This is a genomic window from Microbacterium sp. sgz311019, assembly GCF_056135325.1.
Genome location: NZ_JBWAXO010000003.1, coordinates 117,067 through 143,373, shown reverse-complemented (window position 1 = coordinate 143,373; position 26,307 = coordinate 117,067). Strand labels below are relative to the sequence as shown.

The 26,307-nt window shown below is 68.9% G+C and carries 21 protein-coding genes; 15 read left to right on the top strand and 6 right to left on the bottom strand.

Annotated elements, in window-relative coordinates; all coding sequences use genetic code 11:
• Positions 1-61 precede the first annotated feature (61 nt).
• On the top strand, positions 62-1,510 hold the full coding sequence (locus AC0NZN_RS06155; RefSeq protein WP_474591397.1) for an NAD(P)H-quinone dehydrogenase: 1,449 nt from the start codon (positions 62-64) through the stop codon (positions 1,508-1,510).
• Positions 1,511-1,669: 159 nt separating this feature from the next.
• Here the strand turns inward: AC0NZN_RS06155 and AC0NZN_RS06150 are convergent, their stop codons facing one another.
• Together AC0NZN_RS06150 and AC0NZN_RS06145 are read right to left on the bottom strand one after the other, a co-directional pair.
• Entirely contained in the window at positions 1,670-3,439 is a 1,770-nt protein-coding gene (locus tag AC0NZN_RS06150; RefSeq protein ID WP_474591396.1) for an acetyl/propionyl/methylcrotonyl-CoA carboxylase subunit alpha, read from the bottom strand.
• Positions 3,440-3,517: 78 nt separating this feature from the next.
• On the bottom strand, positions 3,518-4,156 hold the full coding sequence (locus tag AC0NZN_RS06145; RefSeq protein WP_474591395.1) for a Maf family protein: 639 nt from the start codon (positions 4,154-4,156) through the stop codon (positions 3,518-3,520).
• Between the two features lie 35 nt (positions 4,157-4,191).
• On the opposite strand from AC0NZN_RS06145, the gene AC0NZN_RS06140 reads away from it, so the two are divergent.
• The 4 genes from AC0NZN_RS06140 to AC0NZN_RS06125 are packed head-to-tail and all read left to right on the top strand — an operon-like array spanning position 4,192 to position 8,466.
• Positions 4,192-5,487, top strand: coding sequence for a class I SAM-dependent RNA methyltransferase (locus AC0NZN_RS06140; RefSeq protein WP_474591394.1), 1,296 nt, complete (start codon positions 4,192-4,194; stop codon positions 5,485-5,487).
• Between the two features lie 24 nt (positions 5,488-5,511).
• Complete coding sequence (locus AC0NZN_RS06135) at positions 5,512-6,174, top strand: response regulator transcription factor (protein WP_474591393.1); 663 nt, start codon at positions 5,512-5,514, stop codon at positions 6,172-6,174.
• The gene (locus tag AC0NZN_RS06130) at positions 6,164-7,405 is read left to right on the top strand and encodes a sensor histidine kinase (RefSeq protein WP_474591392.1); all 1,242 of its coding nucleotides are present in this window, start codon (positions 6,164-6,166) and stop codon (positions 7,403-7,405) included. Before AC0NZN_RS06135 ends, AC0NZN_RS06130 begins: the two co-directional genes overlap by 11 nt.
• Positions 7,402-8,466, top strand: a complete 1,065-nt coding sequence (locus AC0NZN_RS06125; protein WP_474591391.1) for a hypothetical protein — start codon at positions 7,402-7,404, stop codon at positions 8,464-8,466. Before AC0NZN_RS06130 ends, AC0NZN_RS06125 begins: the two co-directional genes overlap by 4 nt.
• A gap of 291 nt (positions 8,467-8,757) precedes the next feature.
• On the opposite strand, the gene AC0NZN_RS06120 is transcribed toward AC0NZN_RS06125, so the two are convergent.
• Positions 8,758-8,982 (bottom strand): acyl-CoA carboxylase subunit epsilon, encoded by a 225-nt coding sequence (locus AC0NZN_RS06120; protein ID WP_474591390.1) that lies wholly within the window; start codon positions 8,980-8,982, stop codon positions 8,758-8,760.
• Complete coding sequence (locus AC0NZN_RS06115; protein WP_474591389.1) at positions 8,979-10,568, bottom strand: acyl-CoA carboxylase subunit beta; 1,590 nt, start codon at positions 10,566-10,568, stop codon at positions 8,979-8,981. The genes AC0NZN_RS06120 and AC0NZN_RS06115 overlap by 4 nt, the downstream gene beginning before the upstream one ends.
• A 114-nt stretch (positions 10,569-10,682) precedes the next feature.
• On the opposite strand from AC0NZN_RS06115, the gene AC0NZN_RS06110 reads away from it, so the two are divergent.
• The 7 genes from AC0NZN_RS06110 to AC0NZN_RS06080 all read left to right on the top strand — a co-directional run bounded on the left by AC0NZN_RS06110 (position 10,683) and on the right by AC0NZN_RS06080 (position 19,001).
• Complete coding sequence (locus tag AC0NZN_RS06110) at positions 10,683-11,468, top strand: biotin--[acetyl-CoA-carboxylase] ligase (RefSeq protein WP_474591388.1); 786 nt, start codon at positions 10,683-10,685, stop codon at positions 11,466-11,468.
• A gap of 54 nt (positions 11,469-11,522) precedes the next feature.
• Entirely contained in the window at positions 11,523-12,122 is a 600-nt protein-coding gene (locus AC0NZN_RS06105) for a PH domain-containing protein (RefSeq protein WP_474591387.1), read from the top strand.
• 56 nt (positions 12,123-12,178) lie between these two features.
• On the top strand, positions 12,179-13,297 hold the full coding sequence (locus AC0NZN_RS06100; RefSeq protein ID WP_474591386.1) for a 5-(carboxyamino)imidazole ribonucleotide synthase: 1,119 nt from the start codon (positions 12,179-12,181) through the stop codon (positions 13,295-13,297).
• 119 nt (positions 13,298-13,416) lie between these two features.
• Complete coding sequence (gene purE / locus AC0NZN_RS06095) at positions 13,417-13,884, top strand: 5-(carboxyamino)imidazole ribonucleotide mutase (RefSeq protein WP_474591615.1); 468 nt, start codon at positions 13,417-13,419, stop codon at positions 13,882-13,884.
• Complete coding sequence (locus tag AC0NZN_RS06090; protein ID WP_474591385.1) at positions 13,881-15,302, top strand: LCP family protein; 1,422 nt, start codon at positions 13,881-13,883, stop codon at positions 15,300-15,302. The genes purE and AC0NZN_RS06090 overlap by 4 nt, the downstream gene beginning before the upstream one ends.
• Positions 15,303-15,306: 4 nt before the next feature.
• Complete coding sequence (locus AC0NZN_RS06085) at positions 15,307-16,380, top strand: glycosyltransferase (RefSeq protein WP_474591384.1); 1,074 nt, start codon at positions 15,307-15,309, stop codon at positions 16,378-16,380.
• 125 nt (positions 16,381-16,505) lie between these two features.
• A complete protein-coding gene (locus AC0NZN_RS06080; RefSeq protein WP_474591383.1) occupies positions 16,506-19,001 on the top strand; it encodes a hypothetical protein in 2,496 nt (831 codons plus the stop codon).
• Positions 19,002-19,049: 48 nt separating this feature from the next.
• On the opposite strand, the gene AC0NZN_RS06075 is transcribed toward AC0NZN_RS06080, so the two are convergent.
• Together AC0NZN_RS06075 and rfbB are read right to left on the bottom strand one after the other, a co-directional pair.
• Positions 19,050-20,459, bottom strand: a complete 1,410-nt coding sequence (locus AC0NZN_RS06075; protein ID WP_474591382.1) for a sugar nucleotide-binding protein — start codon at positions 20,457-20,459, stop codon at positions 19,050-19,052.
• Entirely contained in the window at positions 20,459-21,457 is a 999-nt protein-coding gene (gene rfbB, locus AC0NZN_RS06070; RefSeq protein WP_474591381.1) for a dTDP-glucose 4,6-dehydratase, read from the bottom strand. The genes AC0NZN_RS06075 and rfbB overlap by 1 nt, the downstream gene beginning before the upstream one ends.
• Before the next feature lie 82 nt (positions 21,458-21,539).
• Here rfbB and rfbA point away from each other — a divergent pair, with 82 nt between their 5' ends.
• Genes rfbA through AC0NZN_RS06055 form a run of 3 tightly spaced genes read left to right on the top strand, consistent with a single transcriptional unit; the run spans position 21,540 to position 26,307 of the window.
• Positions 21,540-22,412: a glucose-1-phosphate thymidylyltransferase RfbA gene (gene rfbA / locus AC0NZN_RS06065; protein WP_474591380.1), complete on the top strand. Its 873-nt coding sequence runs from the start codon at positions 21,540-21,542 to the stop codon at positions 22,410-22,412.
• Positions 22,413-22,429: 17 nt separating this feature from the next.
• Positions 22,430-24,370, top strand: coding sequence for a rhamnan synthesis F family protein (locus AC0NZN_RS06060; RefSeq protein ID WP_474591379.1), 1,941 nt, complete (start codon positions 22,430-22,432; stop codon positions 24,368-24,370).
• Complete coding sequence (locus AC0NZN_RS06055; RefSeq protein ID WP_474591378.1) at positions 24,367-26,307, top strand: rhamnan synthesis F family protein; 1,941 nt, start codon at positions 24,367-24,369, stop codon at positions 26,305-26,307. The genes AC0NZN_RS06060 and AC0NZN_RS06055 overlap by 4 nt, the downstream gene beginning before the upstream one ends.

The following is a 26,307-nucleotide window of genomic DNA, read 5'->3' as shown; positions in this document are numbered from 1 at the left end:
GTGCGGGCATCGGAGCGGGCGCTGCTGCGGGGGGTGCGCGCGCCGGGGGAGAATGGATGCCATGTCCCTGAGTTTCGAGAGCACCCAGAGCGTCGCCGTCCTCGGCGGCGGTCCCGGCGGATACGAGGCGGCGCTGGCCGCCGCCCAGCTGGGCGCGGCGGTGACCCTCGTCGAGCGCGCGGGTGTCGGCGGCGCCGCCATCCTGACCGACGTCGTCCCCTCCAAGTCGCTCATCGCGACTGCGGATGCGGCGGTCGCGATCGCCGGGGCGAGTGATCTGGGCGTCGAGTTCTACGCGAAGGGCGCCGAGGGCAAGCCGTTGAAGCCGATGGTGGCCATCAACCTCGCCGCGGTGAACAAGCGGCTCCTCTCCCTCGCGCGCCAGCAGTCGGACGACCTGCGCGCGACGCTCCTCGAGGAGGGTGTGCGGATCATCACCGGGCACGGGCGGCTCGAGGGGAACCGGGCGGTCGTGGTGTCCACGGGGCCTGGCGGCACCGACTTCGACCGCATCGAGGCCGACACGCTCGTCGTCTCGGTGGGCGCCTCGCCTCGTCAGCTCTCGTCGGCGAAGCCCGACGGCGAGCGCATCCTGACGTGGACGCAGCTCTACAGCATGCCGGCTCTGCCGGATCATCTCATCGTCGTCGGCTCCGGCGTCACCGGCGCCGAGTTCGCGGGCGCTTACATGAACCTCGGCGCGAAGGTCACGCTGATCTCGAGCCGCGACCGCGTTCTGCCGGGTGAGGACGAGGACGCCGCCGCCGTCCTGGAGAAGGTCTTCACGCGGGGCGGGATGCAGGTCCTCGCGAAGTCGCGCGCGGCGAAGGTGGAGCGCACGCCGGACGGCGTGATGGTCACCCTGAGCGACGGTCGCACCGTGGAGGGCAGCCACTGCCTCATGGCCGTCGGATCGATTCCCAACACGGCGGGCATCGGACTGGAGGAGGCCGGCGTGCAGCTCGCCGAGTCCGGCCACATCCAGGTCAACCGCGTCGCGCGCACCTCCGTCCCGAACATCTACGCGGCGGGCGACTGCACGACGTTCATGCCCCTGGCCTCGGTCGCCTCGATGCAGGGCCGCACGGCGATCTTCCACGCGCTCGGCGATGCCGTCATCCCGCTCGAGCGTCGGCGCATCGCGGCGAACATCTTCACGGCTCCCGAGATCGCGACCATCGGCTGGCAGGAGAAGGACATCGCCGACGGCCTCGTCGAGGGCGTGGCGCACAAGCTGCCCTTGGCCGCCAACGCGCGCGCCAAGATGATGGGCATCAAGGACGGCTTCGTCAAGATCATCGCCCATCGGGGCAGCGGCACCGTCATCGGCGGCGTGATCGTCGGGCCCCGCGCATCCGAGCTGATCTATCCGGTTGCGATCGCCGTGGAGCGCCGACTCACCGTCGACCAGGTGTCGCGCGTGTTCACGGTGTTCCCGTCGCTGTCGGGAAGCATCACCGACGCCGTGCGTGCGATGCACTCCGTGGAGGTCGTGCGCGAGGACGGATGAGGCTCAGCGTGCCGCGCGGGCGCGGCGCTGCTTCGTTGCGCCGCGCGGTCACGTCGCCTTCGATGAGCACGTGCGAGGTCGTGGGCGACTTGTCCCGCGGGGTCGCCGCCCGATCGGTGTGCATGAAGCGAACCTCCAGCGGTTCGCGGAGCACCTTCGTCAGCTGATGAGCAGCAGCTGGTGCCCGGCCGACACGGTCGTGCCCGGGTCGGCGTTGATCGTGCCCACGACGCCGTCCTTGTGCGCCTGGATCGGCTGCTCCATCTTCATCGCCTCGAGCACGATGACGAGGTCGCCCTTGACGACCACCTGGCCCTCCTCGACGGCGACCTTGACGATCGTCGCCTGCATCGGGGCCTTCACCGCGTCTCCGGATGCGCCGGCGACCACCGTGTGCTCGTGCGAGCGGCGCGACGGCGGCACCGCGGCGGGGCGGCCGGCGGTCTGCGCGACCGGCGCGACGATGCGGTCGGGAAGGCTCACCTCGAGGCGCTTGCCCGAGACCTCGACGACGACGGTGTGGCGGGCCTCGGTGGCCTGCGGGCCGTCCAGCTCCCCGTCCCATGCGGGGATGTCGTTGACGAACTCCGTCTCGATCCAGCGGGTGTAGACGCCGAACCGGCCGTCCTCCGCCGTGAAGGCGGGATCGCGCACGACCTTGCGGTGGAAGGGGATGACCGTCGGCAGACCGCCGACCTCGAACTCGTCGAGCGCGCGACGGGACCGCTCGAGCGCCTCGGCGCGGTCGCGGCCCGTGACGATGACCTTGCCGAGCAGTGAGTCGAACGCGCCGCTGACGGTGTCGCCGGCGGTGACGCCGGAGTCGAGCCGCACGCCCGGACCGCCGAACGTCTTGAAGACCTTGATGGGGCCGGGCTGCGGCAGGAATCCGCGTCCGGGGTCCTCGCCGTTGATGCGGAACTCGAACGAGTGGCCCTGGGGCTCCGGGTCGTCGTAGTCGAGCGTGCCGCCCTCTGCGATCCGGAACTGCTCGCGCACGAGGTCGATGCCGGTGACCTCCTCGGACACCGGGTGCTCGACCTGCAGGCGGGTGTTCACCTCGAGGAACGAGATGGTGCCGTCGGCGCCGATCAGGAACTCGCAGGTTCCCGCGCCGACGTAGCCGACCTCGCGCAGGATCGCCTTGGACGCCTCATAGAGGATCGTGTTCTGCTCCGTGGTGAGGAAAGGTGCCGGGGCCTCCTCGACGAGCTTCTGGTGGCGGCGCTGGAGCGAGCAGTCACGCGTCGAGACCACGACGACGTTGCCCTCGGCATCCGCGAGGCACTGCGTCTCGACGTGGCGCGGCTTGTCGAGGTACTTCTCGACGAAGCACTCGCCGCGGCCGAACGCGGCGATCGCCTCGCGCGTCGCCGACTCGAAGAGCTCGGGGATCTCGGCCAGCTCGCGGGCGACCTTCAGGCCGCGGCCGCCGCCGCCGTACGCGGCCTTGATCGCGATGGGAAGGCCCACCGTCTCGGCGAACGCGACGACGTCGTCGGCGCCCGAGACGGGACCGGGAGTGCCGGGGGCCAGGGGAGCGCCGACCTTCTCGGCGACGTGACGAGCGGTGACCTTGTCGCCCAGGGCCTCGATGGCCTCGGGGGTCGGGCCGATCCAGACGAGCCCCGCGGCGATGACGGCGCGGGCGAAGTCGGCGTTCTCGGCGAGGAAGCCGTAGCCGGGGTGCACGGCGTCCGCACCTGAGCGGCGGGCGACGCCCAGAATCTTGTCGATCGAGAGGTAGGTCTCGGCGCTCGTGGTGCCCTCGAGCGCGTACGCCTCGTCGGCCAGGCGCGCGTGCATCGCGTCGCGGTCCTGGTCGGCGTAGACGGCGACCGAGGCCTTTCCGGAATCGCGCGCGGCGCGGATGACGCGGACGGCGATCTCGCCGCGGTTGGCAACGAGAACCTTGGCGATGTCAGGCATGCATGCCAGCCTACCGAGGGGCGTCGGGGGTGTTTTGAGTGACCTCCACAAGAAACACCCGCTCGCGTGTGAGGGAACCTACGAGCTCGTCCACAGGCTCGGCCAGGCGACCCCGAGCTCCCTGACGAGCCGCCGCACCGTGGACAGCGACATCCCCACGACCGTCGACGGGTCGCCCTCAACGCGCTCGATGAACGGGCCGCCGAGGCTGTCGATCGTGAACGCTCCGGCCACGTGAAGCGGTTCGCCGGTCGCGACGTACGCGTCGATCTCGTCGTCCGTCATGTCGGCGGTGAAGGAGACGGATGCCTCGGCCACCGCGTGCGCCTCGATCGGCTCGGCGACCGCCGACAGCAGGTAGACGCTGTGCCCGGAGTGCAGCACCCCCGTGCGACCCCGCATCCCCTGCCATCGTCCCGCCGCGATGTCTGCGGTGTACGGCTTGCCGAGGATGTCGCCGTCGATCTCGAACATCGAGTCGCCGCCGATGACGATGCCGGTGAAGCCCTCGGCGGCCGCGCGCGCCGCGACGTCCGCGGCCTTGCGCCGGGCGAGCAGCAGCACGTGGTCGGCGGGTGGCAGCCGGCCCTCGACACGCTCGACCGCGGCGATGACCGCCTCTTCGTCGACGTCGGGCGCCAGCGTCTCCGGCTCGATGCCCGCCTGACGCAGCAGCATGAGTCGGGCGGGCGAGGTCGAGGCCAGGAGCACGCGCATCCCCTCACGCTAACGGGTGTGGGATGCTCGGACACATGGTTTCGACGGGTGCCGTGGGTGACGAGGTGGAGCTCGAGATCGAGAGCGTCGCGCACGGCGGGGTCTTCGTCGCCCGCCACGGCGGCGACGCTCACGGATCCGGAGAGGCGCCGTCGCGAGGGCGGGTCGTCTTCGTCCCCGACGTCGTGCCGGGCGAGCGCGTCCGCGCGCGCCTGACCCAGGCGGGGGCGAAGTCCTTCTGGCGTGCGGAGCCGATCGAGATCCTGGATGCCTCGCCCCATCGCCGCCCGCACGTGTGGCCGCAGGCCGACATCAACGTGCCGGCCGCCGAGCGACCCGGCGGCGCCGACTTCGGCCACATCGTGCTCGAGCACCAGCGGGAGCTCAAGGGGACCGTGATCTCGGACGCGCTGCGGCGCATGGCCGGGGTCGAGCCCGGAGACCTGACCGTCGTCCCCGCCGGAGTCGACGAGACCGCCGACGGCACCGGCTGGCGCACGCGCGTCAGCCTCCACGTCGACGATGCCGGCCGGATCGGCCCCTACGCCTCGCGCACGCACGAGGTCGTCGCCGTGGTGGACCTCCCGCTTGCCACGCGCGCCATCGCCCAGGCGGCGGATCGACTCACGAACGCCGAGCCGGGACGGGTGGACCTCGTCCAGCCTGCCGACGGGCGCGTGCGCATCCTGCGCCGTCCCGCGGCGAGGCGTGCGCACCACAAGCCGGAGCCGATCCTCGAGCGCGTCGGCGACCGCGAGTTCCGCGTGGATGCGAGCGGGTTCTGGCAGGTGCATCGCCTTGCGGCATCTGCGCTGACCACCGCCGTGCGCGGCGGCCTCGAGGCGGTCGGGGGAGTGGATCCGGATGCCGCGCACCTCGACCTCTACGGCGGGGTCGGCCTCTTCGCCGCCGCCCTGGCGGAGACCGGCGGTCCCCGCACGCGGGTGACCTCGGTGGAATCGGATGCCGGCGCCACCGAGCACGCCGGCCACAACCTCGCAGAGTGGGTCGGCGCCCGCGCCGTCACGGGCAGAGTGGATCGGTGGATCCGGCAGCTCGCCGAGACGGCGTCGGCCGCCGAGCGCTCCCGCCTCGCGGCGGGCGTCACGCTCCTCGACCCGCCGCGCGCCGGAGCGGGCCGCGAGGTCGTGGACGCGATCGCCGGGCTCGCCCCCGCATCCGTCGTCTACGTCGCCTGCGATCCCGTCGCGCTGGCGCGCGACCTCGCGACGTTCCGCGGTCACGGCTACGCGCCCGCCGTCCTCAGCGCGCTCGACCTCTTCCCCAACTCGCACCATGTCGAAACGGTGGCGATTCTGACGCGCACGTGACGTGCACTCGTTAGGCTGAGCGGCATGACGCAGGTGGCGCTGATCGACGACCATGAGTCCGTGAGACTCGGCCTGGAAGCGGCCTGCGATCGGAACCGCTCGCTCGACGTCGTGTTCTCCGGCAGCACAGTGACCGCCTATCTCGATTGGCGGCGCTTCAGCGCGTCGCCGCCCGCCGACGTCGTCGTCCTCGACCTCACGCTGGGAGACGGGACGACGATCCCCGAGAACGTGCGGGCGCTGACAGCCGACGGCTCGAGCGTCATCATCCATTCAGTGGCCGACCGGCCGGACGCCGTGCGCGAGGCGCTCGCCGCGGGTGCCGCCGGGGTCATCAGCAAGGCCTCGCCGACCGAGGACGTGCTCGACGCCATTCGCACCGTCGCGCGCGGCGAGCTGCTCGACAACGTCGAGTGGGCGAGCGCCGTCGAGGGCGACCGTCTGTTCGCCGACGCGCAGCTGTCGCTGCGCGAGCGCGACGTCCTGCGCCTGTACGCCGCGGGACTGCCGCTCAAGGCGGTCGCGGATCGCCTCGGCATCGCGTATTCCACGGCGAAGGAGAACATCACCCGCGTCCGGATGAAGTACATCGACGTGGGCCGGCCGGCCCCCACCAAGGTCGATCTCCTCCGCCGGGCCATGGAGGACGGCATCCTCAATGTCGAAGAAGGCGCCGGTGGCGGCTGAGGCTGCGGCATCGGGTCGTCGCACACGCGCCCTCGGCTCGTTCACGCGCACCCGCGTCGAACGCATCCTGCAGCTCGCCATCGCGATCGGATGCCTCGCCCTCGGTTCGCAGGCCTTCTTCGCGGCGATCGGTCCGGACGAGGAGGCGCCGGGATGGCACGTGCCGCTCGTCGTCGTCACATTCGCGAGCCTGGCCGCGGCGATCCTCGCATGTCTCGTCGGCCGCGCGGTGCGTCCGGCGAGCGCGCAGTTCCCGGTCGTCTACATCGCGGTGCTGCTCGTGTGGCCGCTGGCCACCCGCGGTGTGGCCACCGCGCCGACGGATCACCCGTGGATCTTCTACCTCATCAATGTCGCGACGGTGATGACGATCCTCTCGTTCCGTCTTCCGCTCCAGATCCTCGCGACGATCCTGATCCCGCTGCTCTACGGACTCGTGCGACTCATGCAGGGCGGATTCGGGCGGGAGTACTGGATGACGGTCAGCCTCGACGTGTCGTTCGCCCTGATCCTCGGCGGCATCCTGCTGTCGCTCGGCTGGGTCTTCCGGGCGGTCGCCGACGACGTCGACGGCGAGCGCGCCCGCGCGGTCGAGACCTACGCGGCGGCGGCCGCCGCAGAGGCTACCGAGCAGGAGCGCGTGTCGGTCGCGGCACTGATGCACGACAGCGTCCTGGCGGCATTGCTCGCCGTGGCGCGGTCGCACTCCGAGCGTGAGCGCGCCCTCGCGGTGTCGATGGCGCGCGAGGCGCTGACCCGGCTCGCCAACGCCGAGCGGGATGCGGAGATCGGGACCGATGCGCCGGTCTCGATGGCGGCGCTGGCGGATGCGGTGGAGAACGCGGGCGTCGAGTTCGGTATCGTGCCGCCGACGACGCGGCGTATCGACCGCCACGCGGGGACCCTCCCCGAGAGCGTCGCGCGCGCACTCGTCCTCGCCGCCACGCAGGCGATCGCCAACTCGATCCAGCACGCCGACGGGCGCGGGCTGCGTCTGGAGGTCGAAGGACTGACGGATCCGCCGATGGTGGTCGTCCGCATCATCGACTCCGGTCCGGGCTTCGATGCAGAGGCGGTGGGCGAGGACCGCCTCGGCATCCGGGCGTCGATCCTCGCCCGCGTCGCGGCGGTCGGCGGACGCGCGCGCGTGGAGACCGGGCCCCAGGGCACGCGGGTCGTGCTCGAGTGGGGCGCCCCGTCGCCCGAGGCCGAAGAGGAGGAGGAAGCATGACCTTCAGCGTCCGGCACGTCCTCATCGGTCTCGCCGTCGCGTTCACGGCCTACCTGTCTGCGCGCGGACTGTGGTGGACGGAGCCCGTCGCGCATCCGGTGGGGATGATCGCCTCCCTTGTCGTGTACCTCCTGATCACCTGGTTGTGCCTGCTCGTCGAGCCTGTCGGCGGCCGTCGCACGGCGCCTGCCGACCATGACGTGCCGCTCACCGCCGGCTCTCGCGGACCCGTTCCCCTCCCGACGTGGGCGGCCGCGCTCGCCGTCGCGCTGACGATCGCGCTGCCCACCGGTCTGACGATCTTCGCCGGCGAGGACTCCGCCGGGGCGCCATACGTGACCTGGTACATCGGCGGGCTCGGCGCCCTCATGACGATCGTCATGGTGCGACGGCGCAGCTGGTGGGCATGGGCCGGCATCGCGGCTCTCGGGGTCGTCTCGGCGATCTGGCTGGGCCCCCTGAACGCGCTCGCGATGGGTCTGGTCGGCTCGGTGCTCTGGGTCGGCGTCGCCCAGCTGCTCATGCGCTCGTTCGACCGCGCCGCGCGCGACACCTCGCAGCTGCAGGAGCTTCAGGCCGCGGCATCGTCGTGGCGCGCGGCGCAATCCGGCCGCCGGCGCGAGCGACGCGTCCAGGTGCAGCGCGCGCTCACCATCGCGGGCCCGGTGCTCACGCGCGCCATCGAGGTGGGCGGGGCCATCACACCGGCCGATCGGGCGGAGGCCACGATCGCCGAGGGGCGCCTGCGCGACGAGCTCCGTGGCGGGCGACTGCTCGACGACGAGGTCCGAGAGGCCCTCGACCGGGCGCGCAGACGGGGTGCCGTGATCACCGTCTACGACGAGGGCGGACTGGACGACGTGTCGGAGCCGGCCCTCGAGAGCATCCGCCGGGAGCTCGCCGATGCGGTCGGCTCCGCCCACTCCGACCGGCTGTTCGTCCGCACGTCCCCCGACGCCGATATCGCGGTGACCGTCGTGGGACGGTCGGCCGGTGGCCCGGGCCGAGGCGAGGACGAGACCGTCGACCTCTGGCGTGAGATCCCGCGTCGTCCGGCGTGAGCCGATGCCCTTGGGCAGACGGGCGAACTCTCACCGACCCGGAGGGGGAGATACCAGGGCGGTGAGGAGAGAAGGAGGCGAGGGGCGGCGAAGCCGCCCGCCCCTCGCCTAAGCGGACGGTTACCCGAAAACCGTCCGCAGAAGGCCGAATCCGGAGCTCGTCAAACCCTGTACGAGCCGGTCGGCCGAACGCGGAAGCGTTCCAGCTCCATAAGTCTGACAAACCCGCACCGCAGGTGTCTGTAGGTATTTTGGGGGACAAATATCCGCGGAATCACGCGGGAGACGCCGTCACGCGGTCCAGCGGCCCCAGCCGTACTCGCGCTGCAGCGGCTCGCGCAGTCCGCGGGCGGAGAGCTCCCACGCCGAGCGGCGCTCCTGATCCTCGGCGACCGCCTCGGCGGCCTCGTTCGTGTACGCCTCGCTGACGACGGCGAGGAGGGCGGCGAGCTCCTCCTCGGTGGGAGTGCCCCGCATGACCTCGATGGCGAGCTGTGCGTCATCCTCGCCGGTCATAGCGGGATGTTACCGTGCTTCTTCGCGGGCAAGCTGGCGCTCTTCCCGCGCAGCGCGCGGAGCGCCTTGGCGATCGAGACGCGGGTGTGCGCGGGCTCGATGATGCCGTCGAGCTCCCCACGCTCGGCCGCGAGGAACGGGGACGCGACGTTGTAGGTGTACTCGTTCGCCAGTCGCGTGCGCACGGCGGCGATGTCCTCGCCGGCGTCGGCGGCCCGCTTGAGCTCGCCGCGGTAGAGGATGTTGACGGCGCCCTGACCGCCCATCACCGCGATCTCCGCCGTCGGCCACGCGAGGTTCACGTCGGCGCCCAGCTGCTTCGAGCCCATGACGATGTAGGCGCCGCCGTACGCCTTGCGCAGGATGACCGTCACCAGCGGCACGGTGGCCTCGGCATAGGCGTAGAGCAGCTTGGCGCCGCGACGGATGACGCCGGTCCACTCCTGGTCGGTGCCGGGAAGGTAGCCCGGCACATCCACGAGCGTCACGATCGGAACCGAGAACGCGTCGCAGAAGCGCACGAAGCGGCTCGCCTTCTCTCCGGCCTCGATGTTGAGCGTGCCCGCCATCTGCGACGGCTGGTTCGCGATGATGCCGACGGTGCGGCCCTCGATGCGGCCGAAGCCGATCACGATGTTCGGCGCGAACAGCGGCTGCACCTCGAGGAAGTCGCCCGCGTCCACGATGTGGGCGATGACCTGGTGCATGTCGTACGGCTGATTGGGGGAGTCCGGGATGACCGTGTTCAGGAACTGGTCGGCATCCGTCGTCTCCCACTCGAAGCCCGACTCGTACCGGGGGAGCTCCGACATGTTGTTGTCGGGCAGGAAGCCGAGGAGCGTGCGGACGTAGTCGATCGCGTCGTCCTCGTCGTCGGCGAGGTAGTGCGCGACGCCCGAGCGGGTGTTGTGGGTGTAGCCGCCGCCGAGCTCCTCCATCCCGACGTCCTCGCCGGTGACCGTCTTGATGACGTCGGGGCCTGTCACGAACATCTGGCTGGTCTTGTCGACCATGACGACGAAGTCGGTGAGCGCGGGGGAGTACACGGCCCCACCCGCCGCGGGGCCCATGATGATCGAGATCTGCGGGATGACACCGGATGCGGCGGTGTTCAGGCGGAAGATCTCGCCGTACTTGCCGAGGGCGACGACGCCCTCCTGGATGCGGGCGCCGCCGGAGTCGAGCATGCCGATGCAGGGCATGCCGTTACGCAGAGCGAACTCCATGATCTTGATGATCTTGTCGCCCGCGGCCTCCCCGAGCGATCCGCCGAAGGTGGTGAAGTCCTGCGCGTAGACCGCGACGGTGCGGCCGTTGATCGTGCCGATGCCGGTGACGACCGAGTCGCCGTAGGGTCGAGACTTGTCCATGCCGAACGCGCTGGTGCGGTGGCGGACGTACTCGTCCAGCTCGACGAACGACCCCCGGTCGACGAGGAGCTCGATGCGCTCGCGCGCGGTCAGCTTGCCCTTGGCGTGCTGCTTCTCGAGCGAGATCTTCTCGGGATCGACGACGGCTTCCTGGAAGCGCTGGCGCAGGTCGGCGATCTTGCCGGCGGTCGTGGAGAGGTCGGGCTGATCGGTCACCGTTCCACCCTAGCGAGCGGCGCGTTTTCCGCGTTGGAGGGTGCGCACAAGTCATCGAGCCCTGTGCTGTGAGAATCATCGCGCAGGACCGGGTGACGGCAATAGGGTGACGGCATGCACGATCTCCCGCTCTCACGCACCGTCTCCCCCCACATCGAGATCGTCGAATCGACGGGCTCGACGAATGCGGATCTCGTAGCACTCGTCGCCACGCATCCGGGCGCGTGGCCGCATCTCTCCGTTCTCGTCACGGACGATCAGCGCGCCGGCCGGGGCCGGCTCGACCGCACGTGGGTCGCGCCCGCCGGCGCCGCCCTGGCCGTGTCGGTCGTACTCGATGTCACCGGCATCCCGCTCGCGGCCCGCGGGTGGGTGTCGCTCCTCGCCGGGGCCGCGATGACGCGTGCCGTCGCGGGCGCCCTGCAGGGGACGACGCACACCGCGGGGCTGAAGTGGCCCAACGACGTGCTGGTCGACGGCGCAAAGATCTGCGGCATCCTCGCCGAGGCGGTGCCCGGCCATCCGGGTCTCGTGGTCGTGGGGGCGGGCATCAACACACGCATGCCGGCCGAGCATCTGCCGGTCCGCACGGCCACCTCGTTCGCGGCGCTCGGTGTCGACGTCGACGAGGACGTCCTGCTCCACGCCTACCTCCGTGCCCTCGCCGAGCAGGTCGCCGCGCTCGTCGCGGCGAACGGCGATGTCGCGGCATCCGGTGTGCGCGGCGAGGTGGAGGCGCTCTGCGTCACGCTGCAACGCGACGTCCGCGCCCTCCTTCCCGACGGGTCGGAGGTCCTGGGGACCGCTCGCCGGCTCACGTCGGACGGCGCGCTCGTCATCGAGCCGCTCGTCGGCACCGAGTCCGTGGTCGCGGCAGGCGACATCGTCCATCTGCGCTGACCCGCGCAGCGGGGGCTCACGGGCCGCGGGCAGCCCCGGTGTCATGATGGAGGCGTGACGCAGCCGAGCATCGGGGGACGCCCGCTGACACCGGCGCCGGGCATCCCGACGCCGGAGCTGCGTGTGGCGCGCTTCCGTGGCCACGCTCGCCGACTGACCTGGTCCGCACTGGTGCTCATCGTCACCGCCGGCGCGGTGGGCTACTTGTACGGTCGCCTGCCGGCTCCGTTCACGAACTGGATGCTGCTCGGGGCCGCCGCGGCGATCGTCCTGCTGCTCGTGCTCATCCCGTTCCTCATCTGGTGGGGCCGCGTCTACACCATCACCACACGCCGTGTCCTCGCGCGCGGGGGAATCGGCGGCGGAGGCACGCGCGAGCTGTCGCACGTGCGCGGATACACGATCGACATGCGCCGCGGACCGATCCAGCGGATGTGGGGCACCGGCACGCTGACCCTTCGCAACGGCATCGACGAGCCGCTGCGGCTCGTCGACATTCCGAGCGCCGTGCTCGTGCACGAGGTGCTCGTCGATCAGGTCGAGGTGAACCAGATCCTCGCCCACCGGGAGCTGCCGCTGCCGGGGATGACCACCAGCTCGTCGGGCGTGCTGCCGCCGAATCCGCCGCCGCCCCTCCCGCCGCGCCCCGCCTGATCGCGCATCGCCGTACCTGTCGGGTGCGGGACAATGGTCCGGTCGAGAGGAGCGGGATGGCCCTGCGAGTCGGAGTGGTGGGCGGCGGACAGCTGGCGCGGATGATGATCGCGCCGGCGATCGAGCTGGGGGTCGAGATCCGCGTGCTCGCCGAGGAGGAGGGGATGTCGGCATCCCTCGCCGCGACCTCGGTCGGCGACTACCGCGACACCGACACCGTGCTGGCGTTCGCCCGCGATGTCGACGTCGTCACGTTCGACCACGAGCACGTGCCGCAGCCTGTGCTGCGCGCCCTCGTCGACGCCGGCGTCGCCGTGCACCCGGGGCCGGAGTCCCTGCAGTACGCGCAGGACAAGCTCGCCATGCGCGCGAAGCTCGCCGAGCTCGGGATGCCGCAGCCGGACTGGGCATCCGTCTCTGACGAGGCGTCGCTGCAGGCGTTCCTCGACGATCACGGCGGGCGCGCGGTCGTGAAGACCCCGCGCGGGGGATACGACGGGAAGGGCGTGCGCCTGGTGTCGCAGGCCTCCGACGCCGCGGACTGGTTGACCGCGGGAGGACCGCTCCTCGTCGAGGAGCTCGTGGACTTCACGCGAGAGCTCGCCCAGCAGGTCGCCCGCCGGCCGTCGGGTCAGGTCTTCGCGTATCCCGTCGTCGAGACCGTGCAGCGCGACGGTGTCTGCGCCGAGGTCGTCGCCCCGGCGCCGCATGCCGGCGACCGCCTCAAGGAGGAGGCGGCTCGCGTGGGCACGGCGATCGCCGAGGGGCTCGGCGTCACGGGCATGCTCGCGGTCGAGCTCTTCGAGACCACCGACGACCGGATCCTCGTCAACGAGCTCGCGATGCGCCCGCACAACTCCGGGCATTGGACGCAGGACGGCGCCGCCACCAGCCAGTTCGAGCAGCACCTGCGCGCCGTACTCGACCTCCCGCTGGGCGACCCGACGCCGCGCGCGGCATGGTCGGTGATGGTGAACATCCTCGGGGGACCGGCATCCGACTCCCTGGATGCCCGGTTCGCCGCCGCGATGGCCGACCATCCCGACGCCAAGGTCCACACGTACGGCAAGGCGCCCCGCCCCGGACGCAAGGTCGGCCACGTCAACGCGGTCGGCGACGATCTGGATGACGTGGCCTACGTCGCCCGCTCGGCGGCGGCCCGCTTCGTCGACTGACTGGCACGGAGTCGCCCAGGGTGGCCGTGCCGTTGCGGAGTTCTCGCAGGCGAGCGGCCTAGCCTGGAATGGTGACCGAGCCGCTGAATTCGTCCTCGTCCCCCCTCGTCGGAGTCGTCATGGGCTCCGACTCGGACTGGAGGGTGATGCGCGACGCGTCGGCCGTGCTGACAGAGTTCGGCATCCCGCACGAGGTGGAGGTCGTATCGGCGCACCGCACCCCCGACAAGCTCGTGCGCTACGGGCGGGACGCCCGCGCGAGGGGCCTCAAGGTCATCATCGCCGGTGCCGGTGGAGCCGCGCACCTGCCGGGGATGCTGGCATCCGTCACCGCGCTGCCTGTCGTCGGCGTGCCCGTCCCTCTCGCCTTGCTCGACGGCATGGACTCCCTCCTCAGCATCGTGCAGATGCCCGCCGGCATTCCGGTCGCCACCGTCTCGATCGGCGGTGCCAAGAACGCAGGACTCCTGGCCGCCCGCATCATCGGTGCGGGCGACGACGCGGTCGCCGAGCGGGTCGAGGCGTACGCGCGGGACCTCGAAGCCCAGGTGGAGGAGAAGAACCGCCGGCTGAAGGCGTCGCTGTGAGCGCGGTCGGCATGTCGCGGGGCGTGCTCGTGGAGGAGCGGCCGCTCCGGTATCCGGATGCGTCGTCCCCCCAGTTCATGGAGAACCGGGGCTGGTGGCTCGTGGGCATGAACTTCCTGCTGCCGGGGTCGGCGCAGCTGCTCGCCGGCAACCGCCGCCTCGGCCGGGTCGGCATCGCGGCAACGCTCTTCCTCTGGATCATCGCGATCGTCGGGGTCCTCGCCGCTCTGATGTGGCGCACGGCGCTCATCACCCTCGTGGCGAACACGTTCTTCCTGCTCGCCGTCGAGGTCGTCCTCGCCGCGTTCGTCGTGCTCTGGGTCGTGCTCACCGTCGACACGCTGCGGCTCGTGAGGTTCGTCAAGATCCGCGGATGGGCCCGGGTCGGCATCCCCATCCTCGCGGTCTCGCTGCTCGTCGCCAGCAGCACGGTCACGGCGAAGGCCGTGAGCTACGCAGACTCCGCGCGGGGGGCGATCGGCACGATCTTCGCGGCAAGCGGTCCGTCGCAGCCGCCGAGCGACGGCTACTACAACATCATGCTGCTCGGTGGCGACGACTCCGCCGGCCGCGACTCGATGCGGTTCGACAGCATCTCCGTGGTCTCGATCAACGCCGAGACGGGACAAGTGGCCCGCACCGGCATCCCGCGCGACCTCGCCGGGTTCCCGTTCGTGGAGGGCAGCCCGATGCGGCAGCTCTACCCGGATGTGCACACCGGCCATGCCAACGCCAAGTGCGGCTGGGGCGGTGGCATCAACCAGCTCAACACCGAGGTCGGCGTCTGCGGCCACGGCAAGAACCTGTACCCGGATGCCGCGAGCCACGGCTCGACCCCGTCGATTGAGGCGACGCGGGACGCGGTCGAGGGCATCCTCGGGGTCAAGATCCAGTACTACGTCCTGATGAACTTCGGCGGGTTCGCCCAGCTCGTCGACGCGCTGGGCGGCGTCGACATCACGGTCACCCAGCGCCTGCCGGAGGGCGGCCCCGCCTACGAGGGGCAGCCCGTGCAGAAGTGGGCGACCGGCTGGATCGAGCCAGGCAGGCAGCACATGGACGGCAACACCGCGCAGTGGTACGCACGGTCGCGTGAGACGACGAGCGACTTCGACCGCGTGAAGCGCCAGTCGGAGCTGCAGGATGCGATCCTCCATCAGGTCACCCCGGCCAACCTGCTGACCCACTTCCAGGAGGTCGCGACGGCCGGCACGCAGCTGTTCAAGACCGACATCCCGGAGTCGATGCTCGGCTACCTCGCCGACCTCGGCGTCAAGTCGAAGTCGCATCCGTCGCCGTCGATCGTCCTCGATCCGTCCGCCGACATCGATCAGTTCCACCCCGATGTCGCGTACATCCACGGTCTCGTCCAGAAGATGCTGCACCCGCCGTCGGCGTCGCCGAGCCCGAAGGGATGACCGGGTGACCGCCACCCTCAGGCTCGTGCTCGACACGGAGGCCGAGCCGGACATCGCGGCCGCCGCCGTCCAGCTCGGGCGCGCCCTCGTGCGCACGGCGCCGGCCGGATGCGAGGTCGCGGGCATCGTCCCGTCTGGTGCCGACATCGAGCGTGACGTCCCCGGGCTCGCGGACGTGCGGAGGCTCTCCTTCGCGCGCCGGGAGCTCATCGCCGCCTGGCAGCTCGGAGTCACCGCCGGCGTCGGCGGAGGGCTGATCCACGCGCCGTCGCTGCTCGCGCCACTCGCCCGACACGACCGCGTGCACGACAACGATCAGACGGTCGTCACGGTGTGGGACCTCGATGTCTGGGAGCGTCCGGACCTCCTCTCGAGGTCAACGGTCGCCTGGCAGAAGGCGATGTTCAAGCGCGCGCAGAAGCATGCCGACGCGGTCGTCGTGCCGACCCACGCCATGGCCGCCGCCCTCGCCGAACGCACGCGGCTGGGGGGTCGCATCCGGGTCGTCTCCGGCGCCGCTCCCGCCGGCTTCGCCGTGCCGGTGGATGGCGTCGGCCGACGACGCACGCTCGGCCTCCCCGAGGGCACCGTCGTCGTCGCGGGCGTCGACGGAGTCGGCCTCGCCTTCGCCGCGCTCGCCGGTCTCGACCTGCCCGTCGTCGTGATGGACGCGGACGACGCGTCCGCGGTGGCCGCGCTGGCGGCGGAGGCCGGCATCGCGGAGTCTCGCCTGCACGTCCGCGGCCACCTCGACGAGGCCGACCGAGCGGCGCTCCTGGACGGCGCGCTCGTGCTCGTCGCGCCCTCGCTGCGCACCGCGTTCCCTTGGCGGGTCGTGGATGCGCTGGCCCTCGGCGTGCCCGTCGTCGCCGCCGCATCCGACATGCATCGCGACGTGATCTCCGATGGTGGTGCGCTTGCAGAACCGGATGCCGACGCCCTGGGGTCGGCGGTGCGCGACGTCCTCGGCTCGAATGAGGCGATCGAGCGGATGTCGGTGATGTCCGGGGATCGTGGACGCGCGTTCGCGTGGCGGGATGCTGCCGATCGCGTGTGGCAGCTGCACGCCGAACTGTGATTGGCCAATTTCTCACAGTGGCGTACTTCCGCCACTTACGACACACTGTTCACATGCAGTCGGGTCGGGGGATATCTGCGCGCCGTGGGTTCAGAGCGCGTATCGGAGCGGTGCTCAGCGCCGTCATGGTCGTCATCGGCGCGCTACTGATGCCCATCGCGGCTTCGCCGGCGCAGGCCGCAGACCTGTCCCAGTTCGACCCAGGCAACATCATCAGCGACTCGGTGTTCTTCAACGCGGGCGCAATGTCGCAGTCCCAAGTCCAGGCTTTCCTCGAGTCCAAGGAGCCCACGTGCGCGGCGGCCGGCGCGTGCGTCAAGGACTACTACACAATGACGACATCCGTGGCCGCCGACCCGATGTGCAGTGCATATTCGGGCGGATCCAGCGAGCGCGCGTCGGTGATCATCTACAAGGTGGCCCAGGCGTGCGGCATCAATCCGCAAGTGCTTCTGGTGACGATGCAGAAGGAGCAGGGCCTGATCACCAGCGTGTGGCCATCCGACTACGCCTACGCGCATGCGATGGGGGCTGACTGTCCCGACACGACCGGCTGCAACAGCATCACGGCGGGCTTCTTCGCTCAGGTCTACAAGGCCGCATGGCAGTTCAAACGTTATGCGAACCCGCCGGGGACCAGCAACTACTTCACCTGGTACGCCCCCGGCCATACCTGGAATATCCTCTACAACCCCAATACCGCCTGCGGCACCAAGGCGGTTTACGTCAAGAACCAGGCCACTGCGGGCCTCTACTACTACACGCCGTACACGCCCAACGCTGCGGCCCTTGGCGCGGGCTACGGGACCGGTGACTCCTGCTCTGCCTACGGGAACCGCAACTTCTACAACTACTTCTCTGACTGGTTCGGATCGACTCAGGGTGGGCCAGGAAGCCCATTCGGCAACATCGAGTCGATTACGAGCGACGCGGGCTCGATCCGAGTGACAGGCTGGGCGGCAGATCCCGACACGTCGAATCCGATCAGCATCCGGGTGGCTGTCGGCACGGTGGGAACTGTATTCACCGCGTCGGTTCCGCGCCCCGATGTCGGGGCGGCGTACCCGACAGTTGGACCGAATCACGGCTTCGACGTGCGCGTTGCAGTCCCGGCCGCGGGTACGCAGGCCGTGTGCATTACAGCCGTCAACGTTGCTGGAGGAGTCGACAAATTCCTCGGCTGTGGCAATGTAACGGTCGTGGGCCCGGTGGACGGAGGGCACCCCCCGTTCGGTAATTACGAAGGGCTTTCGGTCGCGGGATCGACAGTCACCGCGAGCGGCTGGGCGATTGATCCGGATACCACCGCCTCCATCCACGTCAAGCTCACCGTCGGCGCGACCACGACCGATGCCGTGGCGAGCCTCGCCCGGCCTGATGTGGGCGCCGCCTACCCGGCGTCGGGTCCCAATCACGGGTTCTCGGGCCAGCTGACACTGCCGGCCGGGCAGTCGACGGTGTGCGCCACCGCGGTCAACACGGGGATCGGTGGTGACAGCTCGCTCGGGTGCCGGACCGTGACAGTCACTGCGACGCCGACGCCGACTCCGACGCCGACGCCGACGCCGACGCCGACGCCGACGCCGACGCCGACGCCCACCCCGACGCCGACCCCGACGCCTCCGGCCGTGACGCTGCCCACGGTGAACAAGGCTCCGATCGGCAACTTCGAGTCGGTCTCGGTCTCCTCGGGCGTTCTCACGGCGAACGGATGGGCATTGGACCCGAACGTCACGTCGTCGATCCAGGTGCATGTGTATGTCGATGGTGTCGGCCGCGCGTTCACTGCGGCCGTCTCGCGGCCGGATGTGGGGGCCGCATTCCCGGGGTACGGCGACAAGCACGGCTTCAGCGCTCAAGTGGCGCTGTCCGCCGGAACGCATCAAGTGTGCGTGTACGGCATCGACAACGCAGGCGGCACCAACACCACGTTGGGATGCCGGACGGCCACGGTCGCCGGCGTGATGCCGGCAGCGAACAGGGCTCCGATCGGGAACTTCGAGTCGGTCTCGATCTCGTCGGGCGTTCTCACTGCGAACGGATGGGCACTAGACCCGAACGTCACGTCATCGATCCAGGTGCATGTGTATGTCGATGGTGTCGGCCGCGCATTCACTGCCGCCGTCTCGCGACCGGATGTGGGGGCCGCATTCCCGGGGTACGGCGAAGAGCATGGCTTCAGCGCTCAAGTGGCGGTTTCCGCTGGCACGCATCAAGTGTGCGTGTACGGGATCGACAACGCCGGTGGCACCAACACCACGCTTGGATGCCGGACGGCCACGGTGGCCGGAGTGACGCCGGCGACGAACAGGGCTCCGATCGGGAACTTCGAGGGCGTGTCCGCGACGGCAGGACGAATCACCGCCTCCGGGTGGACACTCGACCCCGACTCTGCAGCGTCGATCGGCGTTCACATCTATGTCGACGGAGTCGGCACGGCATTCGTTGCGAACCTCTCCCGGCCCGATGTCGCCGCCGCCTTCCCGGGCTTGGGCGACGCACACGGTTTCGCTGCAATGGTGAGCGCCGCGGCGGGCGCGCATCAGGTCTGCGCGTACGGTATCGATTCCGCGGGCGGGCCGAATGTAACGCTGGGATGCCGAGTCGTCTCAGTTCCCTGAGCGACGCAGCTCCTGTGCCCATCCGGAACGGATGGGCACAGGAGCGCGTCAGCCAGCGAGATAGGCAACCAGCGCGGCGTGGACGTCCCGGATCGCGAATCCGGTGGCCTCGATCTTCGCGAGGTCCAGCACGCTGTTACGCGGACGCGGCGCCACGGGGCCCGCAGCCGTGGCGAAGTATTCCCCCGTCGATACGCCCGTGATGCGGGCCGGGTTGTGGCCGGTCAGTTCGAACACCGCTCGGGCGACGTCTGCCCACGACGTCGGCTCCCCGCCGCCGGTGAGGTTGTACACGCCGTACGGAGCACCTGACTGGAGGAGGTGGAGGATGCTTCGTGCGATGTCATCGGTGAAGGTCAGGCGTCCGATCTGATCGTCGACGACCTTCGGGTTGATGCCGCGTTCGGCGAGCGAGGCCATGGTGCGGACGAAGTTCTTCCCTTCGCCGATGACCCACGAGGTGCGGACGATGTAGTGCTTCGGCGCGGTCGCAGCCGCCGCATCGCCCGCAGCCTTCGTCTGGCCGTACACGCCGAGAGGGCATACGGCGTCGTCTTCGCGATAGGGCCGATCGAGTGCGCCGTCGAAGACGTAGTCGCTCGACACATGGACGAGCGTCACACGGTTCTCCGCCGCGACGCGGGCGAGAGCGGCCACGCCGGTGACGTTGGCGGACCAGGCATCCACTCGTCCCTCAGGCGTCTCAGCGAGATCGACCGCGGTGTACGCGCCCGCGTTGATGATCGTGTCGTAATCGCGCCAGCGGCGCGCCGTCGCGAGATCATCCGACCCGAGATCGAGGTCGCCGCGAGTCGCGTACTCGATATGCGCGGCATCCCCGAGCTCGGCGCGCAGCGCGCGCCCGAGCTGTCCGTTCGCGCCGATCACGAGCGTCTTGCGCGGCGGGATGGGCGTCACGTCCTCAAGTCGAGGGTGCGCCAGATCCTTCGCAGAGACCTCCACGTCGGCGAGCGGGATCGGCCATGCGATCGCTGCCGTCTCGTCGGCGAGGTTCAGGAACGTGTATGCGGCTTCGGGCGACCAGTGGTCGTTGACGAGGTAGGTGTAGGCGGTATCCGCGTCGAGCGTCTGGTAGGCGTTGCCGACACCCCGCGGGACGAAGATGGCTCGGGAGGGATCGATCTCCGCCGTGAACACCGCGCCGAACGTGGGGCCCTCGCGCAGGTCCACCCACGCCCCGAAGATACGGCCGGACGCGACCGACACCCACTTGTCCCACGGCTCCGCATGGATGCCGCGGGTCGTCCCGACCGCGTCATTGAAGGAGACGTTGTTCTGCACGGGGCCGAAGTCCTCGAGGCCGCGCGCAGTCATCTTCTCGCGCTGCCAGTTCTCCTTGAACCAGCCCCGGCTGTCGCCGTGGACGGGGAGTTCCCAGAGCACGAGACCGGGGATGCCCGTCTCGACGGGCGCGAGCTGCTTGCCGAACTCCGTCATCACTGGCCCTTCGCGGCGTAGAAGGCCTCCGTGGCGTCCTTCGCAGGCGCCCACCAGTCCTCGTTGGCGCGATACCAGTCGATCGTGGCCGACAGTCCTGCCTCGAAGTCCTGGTACACAGGACGCCACCCGAGCTCGCTGCGAAGCTTCGTGGAGTCGATCGCGTAGCGCAGGTCGTGGCCGGCGCGGTCCGTGACGTGGTCGTAGGCGTCGGCATCCTGTCCCATGAGAGTCAGGATGAGCTCGACGACCTCCTTGTTGTTCTTCTCGCCGTCCGCGCCGATCAGGTAGGTCTGCCCGATCTCGCCCTTGTCGAGGATCGTCAGGACGGCGGACGAATGGTCGTCGGCGTGGATCCAGTCGCGGACGTTCTCGCCCGCGCCGTAGAGCTTCGGACGGATGCCGCGGATGACATTCGTGATCTGCCGCGGGATGAACTTCTCGATGTGCTGGTACGGCCCGTAGTTGTTGGAGCAGTTCGAGATCGTCGCCTGGACGCCGAACGAGCGCACCCAGGCACGGACGAGGAGGTCGCTGCCGGCCTTGGTGGACGAGTACGGGGAGGACGGGTTGTAGGGCGTCGACTCGGTGAAGCGCTCGGGGTCGTCCAGCTCCAGGTCGCCGTAGACCTCGTCGGTGGAGATGTGGTGGAGGCGGGTCCCGTGACGTCGCGCCGCCTCCAGCAGCGTGTACGTGCCGATGATGTTCGTGTCGAGGAACGGCCGCGGGTCGTTCAGCGAGTTGTCGTTGTGGGATTCGGCGGCGTAGTGCACGACCGCATCCACGCCCGGAAACAAGTCGTCGACTAGGGCCGCGTCCGCGATGTCGCCCTGGACGAAGGTCACGCGGTCCTCGGGGAGCCCGGCGAGGGATGCGAGGTTCCCGGCGTAGGTGAGTTTGTCCAGGACCGTGACGTGGTGGTCCGTGTGGGCGACGACGTGGTGGACGAAGTTCGAGCCGATGAACCCGGCTCCGCCGGTCACGAGGAGTTTCCGCATCCCTCCAGGTTACCGGGCATGCTGGTGTGCACCTGGGTGTCCGGATTGGTGCGCGGCGCGTCGATCCGCGAAACTGGATCCTATGCGTGGCATCATCCTCGCCGGTGGCACCGGCTCGCGTCTTCACCCGATCACCCTCGGAATCTCGAAGCAGCTCGTGCCGGTCTACGACAAACCGATGATCTACTACCCACTGTCGACCCTGATCCTCGCCGGCATCCGCGACATCCTGATCATCACGACGCCGCAGGACGCCGACCAGTTCCAGCGACTCCTCGGTGACGGCTCCCGGTTCGGGGCCTCACTCACGTACAAGACGCAGCCGTCTCCGGACGGGCTCGCGCAGGCGTTCATCCTCGGTGAGGAGCACATCGGGTCTGACTCGGCTGCGCTCGTGCTCGGCGACAACATTTTCTACGGCCAGGGGATGGGCACACGCCTGCGTCAGTACAGCGGACTGACTGGCGGTGTGGTGTTCGGCTACTGGGTGGATGACCCAACTGCATACGGCGTCGTGGAATTCGATGCCGCGGGCAACGTCGTCTCGTTGGAGGAGAAGCCCGCGCGCCCGAGAAGCAATTACGCCGTTCCGGGCCTCTACTTCTACGACAACGATGTCGTCGGAATCGCGAAGGATCTGAGGCCGTCGCCGCGTGGTGAACTCGAGATCACCGATGTCAACAAGGCTTACCTCGAGCGGGGGAGCCTCAAAGTGGAGCTTCTTCCGCGCGGAACCGCGTGGCTCGACACAGGTACTTTCGACTCGCTGAGCGAGGCGACCGATTTCATCCGCACGGTCGAGAAGCGACAGGGCCTCTCGATCGGATGCCCCGAGGAGGTCGCCTGGCGCATGGGGTTCCTTTCGGATGAAGAACTTCGCGAGCGCGCGGAACCGCTCGTGAAGAGCGGTTACGGTGCGTACCTCCTCAAGGCGCTCGCGCAAGGCCGGCGGTGATCTGGGAGGAGCGGATGATGGTCGATGCACAGCCGGGCGACCTCTCCTCGGACCTGGATGTCGAGAACCGGCTGATCGTATACGCCGTCTCGCGGGCCGTTGGGCGCATCGACGACTTCGTGTATCACGCGCTCGAAGCCCTGCGCCCACATGCCGCGCGGATCGTGGTCGCTATGCCATCGACCGCGCCGGAAAGTGAACGGGAACGGCTGATCGCGGTCTGCGACAGCGTGGTGAAGGTTCCGTTCCCGGGCTTCGACGAGACGGCTTACGATTCGGTTCTCAAGGATGTGCCGGGCCTGGACCGATTCGCCGAAGTGGTCCTCACGGGGGATTCGTGGTTCGGACCGCTCAATGACTTCTCGCCTATCTTCCGGAGAATGGCGTTGGACCCCGCCCACGTTTGGGCGATGGTCGAGAATGCTGACGGCGAACCCGAGTCATTCCCGGTCGCTGGATTCCCCGCCCCGAACCTCCCCTGGACCTGGACCGTCGTCCGGCGGGCCGTACTGCAGTCGGATGCGTGGCGTCGCTACTGGCAGGAGAAGAGCAGCGCCACCTTCCGGCGAGGCGAGCGCGGCTTCCTCGAGTTCATGAAGCTGGCGCAGCAGTCCGTCTCGTTCGCGTTTCCCGCCGCCGAATACCCGAGCGTCGACCCCGCTCTCTTCACCCCGACTCTTCTGCTCAGCGACGGGTGTCCACTGCTCGTGCGGTCGACCTTCTTTCTCTATCCGCCCTACTTGGATCGGTTCGCCGTCATCTGCCGCGAGATCCTCCACGTCGTGAGAGACATGGGATTCCCACTCCCGCTTGTGTGGCAGAACCTGGCGCGCACGATTCAGCCGAAGGCTCTCTACGCGATCGGTGGGATGCTCGAAGTACTGCCGGACAGCGACGTCGGATACGACCCATCCCAGCCGTTCCGCATGGCGGCGATCGTCCACGTAAGCGACATGGAGTCCGTGGAGGACTTGTTCGCGCGACTCTCCCATCTCCCGTCGCCATATGACCTCTACGTCACGACGACCGACGGCAAGCGCGCGGCGAAGCTCCAGCGGCTACTCGAGCGCCTTGATGATCCGGCATTGCGATCGTTCGATGTGCGCGTGACTCCCGCAAACCGAGGCCGCGACATGAGCGACCTGTTCGTCGGTTGTCGCGATGTGCTGCTTGGCGGGGACTACGACATCGTCTTGAAGGTGCACGCGCGGCGCATGCGGAACAAGACGATGAACGTACGCAGGTATTTCCGCCGCTATCAGTACGACAATCTGCTGAACAGCCCCGGATATGTGGCGAACGTCTTGTCTCTGTTCCAGAGAGAGCCCGGTCTCGGGGCGGTCTTCCCCCCGATGATGCACATCGGGAACTCGATCATGGGTCATGGGTGGGGCGGCCTGCGCGATCCGGCGATCCGGCTCGCCGAGAGCCTTGGCATCGCGGTCCCGTTCGACGCAGTGTCCCCCCTCGCACCGTTCGGCGGGATGTGGATCGGGCGTCCTGAGGCCCTGCTTCTGCTCGTCCGCAGGCGCTGGGCGTTCCGGGACTATGGCAAGCGCGGCGGCCAGGAGTATCGCGACTTGGCACGGATCCAGGAGCGGCTGATCGCATACGCGGGAGCGGAGCTCGGCTACCACACCCGTACCGTCCTGACGCGAGAGCACGCCTCCATCAGCCACACCGCACTAGAGTCGAAGACCGACAACCTCTTCGCGACGACCCGCGGGTGGCCCGTGGAGCAGATCCAGCTGATGCAACGGGCAGGCGACGCCGGCCACCTCGGCGTCGTGGCGCTTGTGCGAATGTACATTCGTCTCAATCACCCACGCGTTGCACGGCTGACCATGCCGCTGTTCGAAATCGCGCTCCGCGCAGTGGTGGTGTTGAAAGTCGCTCGGCGTGGCGCCGGCATCCTGGCGACAGTCATGCGGGGGCGCACACCGGAGGGTTGGCGATGAAGACCGCGGAGCTGATCACCTTCCCCACTAAGCGCTCAATCGAGTTCCCCAGCGACGGCCGCCGGGTGCTGGTATATGTCGTCTACGACATCCGTGGCGACGTCGAGGAATATATCCCCTACGCGCTCTCCCATCTCCGCGGACACTGCGATCGCATCTTCGTCGTGGTCAATGGGAATCTGACGGACAGAGGGAGGTCCCGGCTCGCACCCGTCGCCGATGACATTCTCGTTCGAGAAAACCGCGGATTCGACATCTGGGGCTACAAGGCGGGACTGGATGCACTCGGCGAGGAGATCGCGGACTACGACGAAGTGCTGCTCGCGAACGACACCTGGTTCGGGCCGGTGCGTCCGTTCGGTCCGGTATTCGATCGAATGGAGCGCAGGCCGCTCCATTTCTGGGGTATGACTGATCACACGCGAGTGGAGCCCAACCCGTTCACCCATGCGGGGTACCTGCCCTACCACCTCCAGTCCTACTGGGTGGGCGTGCGACGGGACATGTTCCTCTCCGAAGAATGGCGCGACTACTGGCGCGATCTCCCTCAGATGGACTCCTACGCGGACGCGGTGGTGAAACACGAGGGTATCTTCACGGAGCACTTCACCCATCTCGGCTATGTGGGCGAAGTGGCCTTCCCCACGCTGACCGACAAGGTCGAGAATCACGCGGTGCTTTACGCCGAGCAGTTGATCCGCGCCGGGTGTCCTACGCTCAAGCGCCGACCGTTCTTCCAGTGGCCGGTGTATCTCGATCACTTGGCAGTCATCGGCAAATGGACGCTGGATGCTGTGCGGGAGTTCGGCTATCCCGTCGACGTGATCTACGCGGACCTCGCTCGCAACGTCGAACCCCGCACGCTGAACGCCGATGCTGCGATGCTCGAGGTCCTTCCAGATGTACCCGTCGATTACGACCCGACCTCAGCCCTCCGCATACTGGTCACCGCACACATTTTCTATCCGGACATGGCCGAAGAGATCCTCGAGCGCGCCGACAACCTCCCCGGCGCGTACGATCTGACGGTCACGACACCGGACGAGACCAAGGCGTCACAGATCCGCTCAATCATCGCCTCGCGAAAGAAGCGGGGCGCCTCCGAAGTCCGCGTCGTCGCTTCGAACGACGGTCGGGACCAGTCGGCCTTCCTGATCGGATGTCGGGATCTGTTGCTCAGCGACGAGTATGACCTCGTCGTCAAACTCCATTCCAAGAAGACTCCGCAGGATGCGTACAACGTGGGTAGGCACTTCCAGCGACAGCAGTTCACCAACCTGTTGAACAGCCCCGGCTATGCCGCGAATCTCATCGGCCTCTTCCAGCGCGAGGCCGGCCTTGGGCTCGTGTTCCCGCCGACCATCCATCTCGGTTACCCGAGCCTGGGTCACGGCTGGTGGGCGAACAAGCCTGCGTTCCGATCGCGGGCGGCCGAACTGGGCATACACGTGCCGGTGGATGAGATATCTCCGCTCGCGCCCTTCGGATCGATGTTCGTGGCGCGGCCCCGCGCGCTCCGGCTACTCGTCGAGAATGACTGGACCTACCCGCAGTTCGGGGGCGCGGAGGCGTACCAGGACGGGGGGCTCGCCCACGTGCTGGAGCGGATGCCTGCGTACGCAGCGGGTGAGCTGGGCTTCCACAGTCGTACTGTCGCGAACGCGGAGTATCTGGCGTCGAGCTACTCGGCCCTCGACTACAACCTGGACCAATTCTCGAGCACACTTCGTGACAGCACCATGCAACAGGTTCAGCTTCTGAAAGACGCGGGAGTGTTCGACTACGGGACGCTGTCGGATTTCGCGGCCATGTATGCGAGGCTTCACCGGCCAGATGCCGAGGCTGCCTTGGTCGCAGCGGCGGAGGGCGTACTGCGTGCCCGGGCGGCCCTGGGCCGCGCCCGCAGATCGATCGGACGGCGCCTGCGCTTCCGCTGA

Coding starts and splice junctions, on each gene's coding strand:
- AC0NZN_RS06100 (WP_474591386.1), top strand. CDS start 12,179: ATGGCCCTGCGAGTCGGAGTGGTGGGCGGCGGACAGCTGGCGCGGATG.
- AC0NZN_RS06110 (WP_474591388.1), top strand. CDS start 10,683: ATGCACGATCTCCCGCTCTCACGCACCGTCTCCCCCCACATCGAGATC.
- AC0NZN_RS06125 (WP_474591391.1), top strand. CDS start 7,402: ATGACCTTCAGCGTCCGGCACGTCCTCATCGGTCTCGCCGTCGCGTTC.
- AC0NZN_RS06120 (WP_474591390.1), bottom strand. CDS start 8,982: ATGACCGGCGAGGATGACGCACAGCTCGCCATCGAGGTCATGCGGGGC.
- AC0NZN_RS06055 (WP_474591378.1), top strand. CDS start 24,367: ATGAAGACCGCGGAGCTGATCACCTTCCCCACTAAGCGCTCAATCGAG.
- AC0NZN_RS06150 (WP_474591396.1), bottom strand. CDS start 3,439: ATGCCTGACATCGCCAAGGTTCTCGTTGCCAACCGCGGCGAGATCGCC.
- AC0NZN_RS06080 (WP_474591383.1), top strand. CDS start 16,506: ATGGTCGTCATCGGCGCGCTACTGATGCCCATCGCGGCTTCGCCGGCG.
- AC0NZN_RS06075 (WP_474591382.1), bottom strand. CDS start 20,459: ATGACGGAGTTCGGCAAGCAGCTCGCGCCCGTCGAGACGGGCATCCCC.
- AC0NZN_RS06060 (WP_474591379.1), top strand. CDS start 22,430: ATGGTCGATGCACAGCCGGGCGACCTCTCCTCGGACCTGGATGTCGAG.
- AC0NZN_RS06145 (WP_474591395.1), bottom strand. CDS start 4,156: ATGCGCGTGCTCCTGGCCTCGACCTCGCCCGCCCGACTCATGCTGCTG.
- AC0NZN_RS06135 (WP_474591393.1), top strand. CDS start 5,512: ATGACGCAGGTGGCGCTGATCGACGACCATGAGTCCGTGAGACTCGGC.
- purE (WP_474591615.1), top strand. CDS start 13,417: ATGGGCTCCGACTCGGACTGGAGGGTGATGCGCGACGCGTCGGCCGTG.
- AC0NZN_RS06140 (WP_474591394.1), top strand. CDS start 4,192: ATGGTTTCGACGGGTGCCGTGGGTGACGAGGTGGAGCTCGAGATCGAG.
- AC0NZN_RS06155 (WP_474591397.1), top strand. CDS start 62: ATGTCCCTGAGTTTCGAGAGCACCCAGAGCGTCGCCGTCCTCGGCGGC.
- rfbA (WP_474591380.1), top strand. CDS start 21,540: ATGCGTGGCATCATCCTCGCCGGTGGCACCGGCTCGCGTCTTCACCCG.
- rfbB (WP_474591381.1), bottom strand. CDS start 21,457: ATGCGGAAACTCCTCGTGACCGGCGGAGCCGGGTTCATCGGCTCGAAC.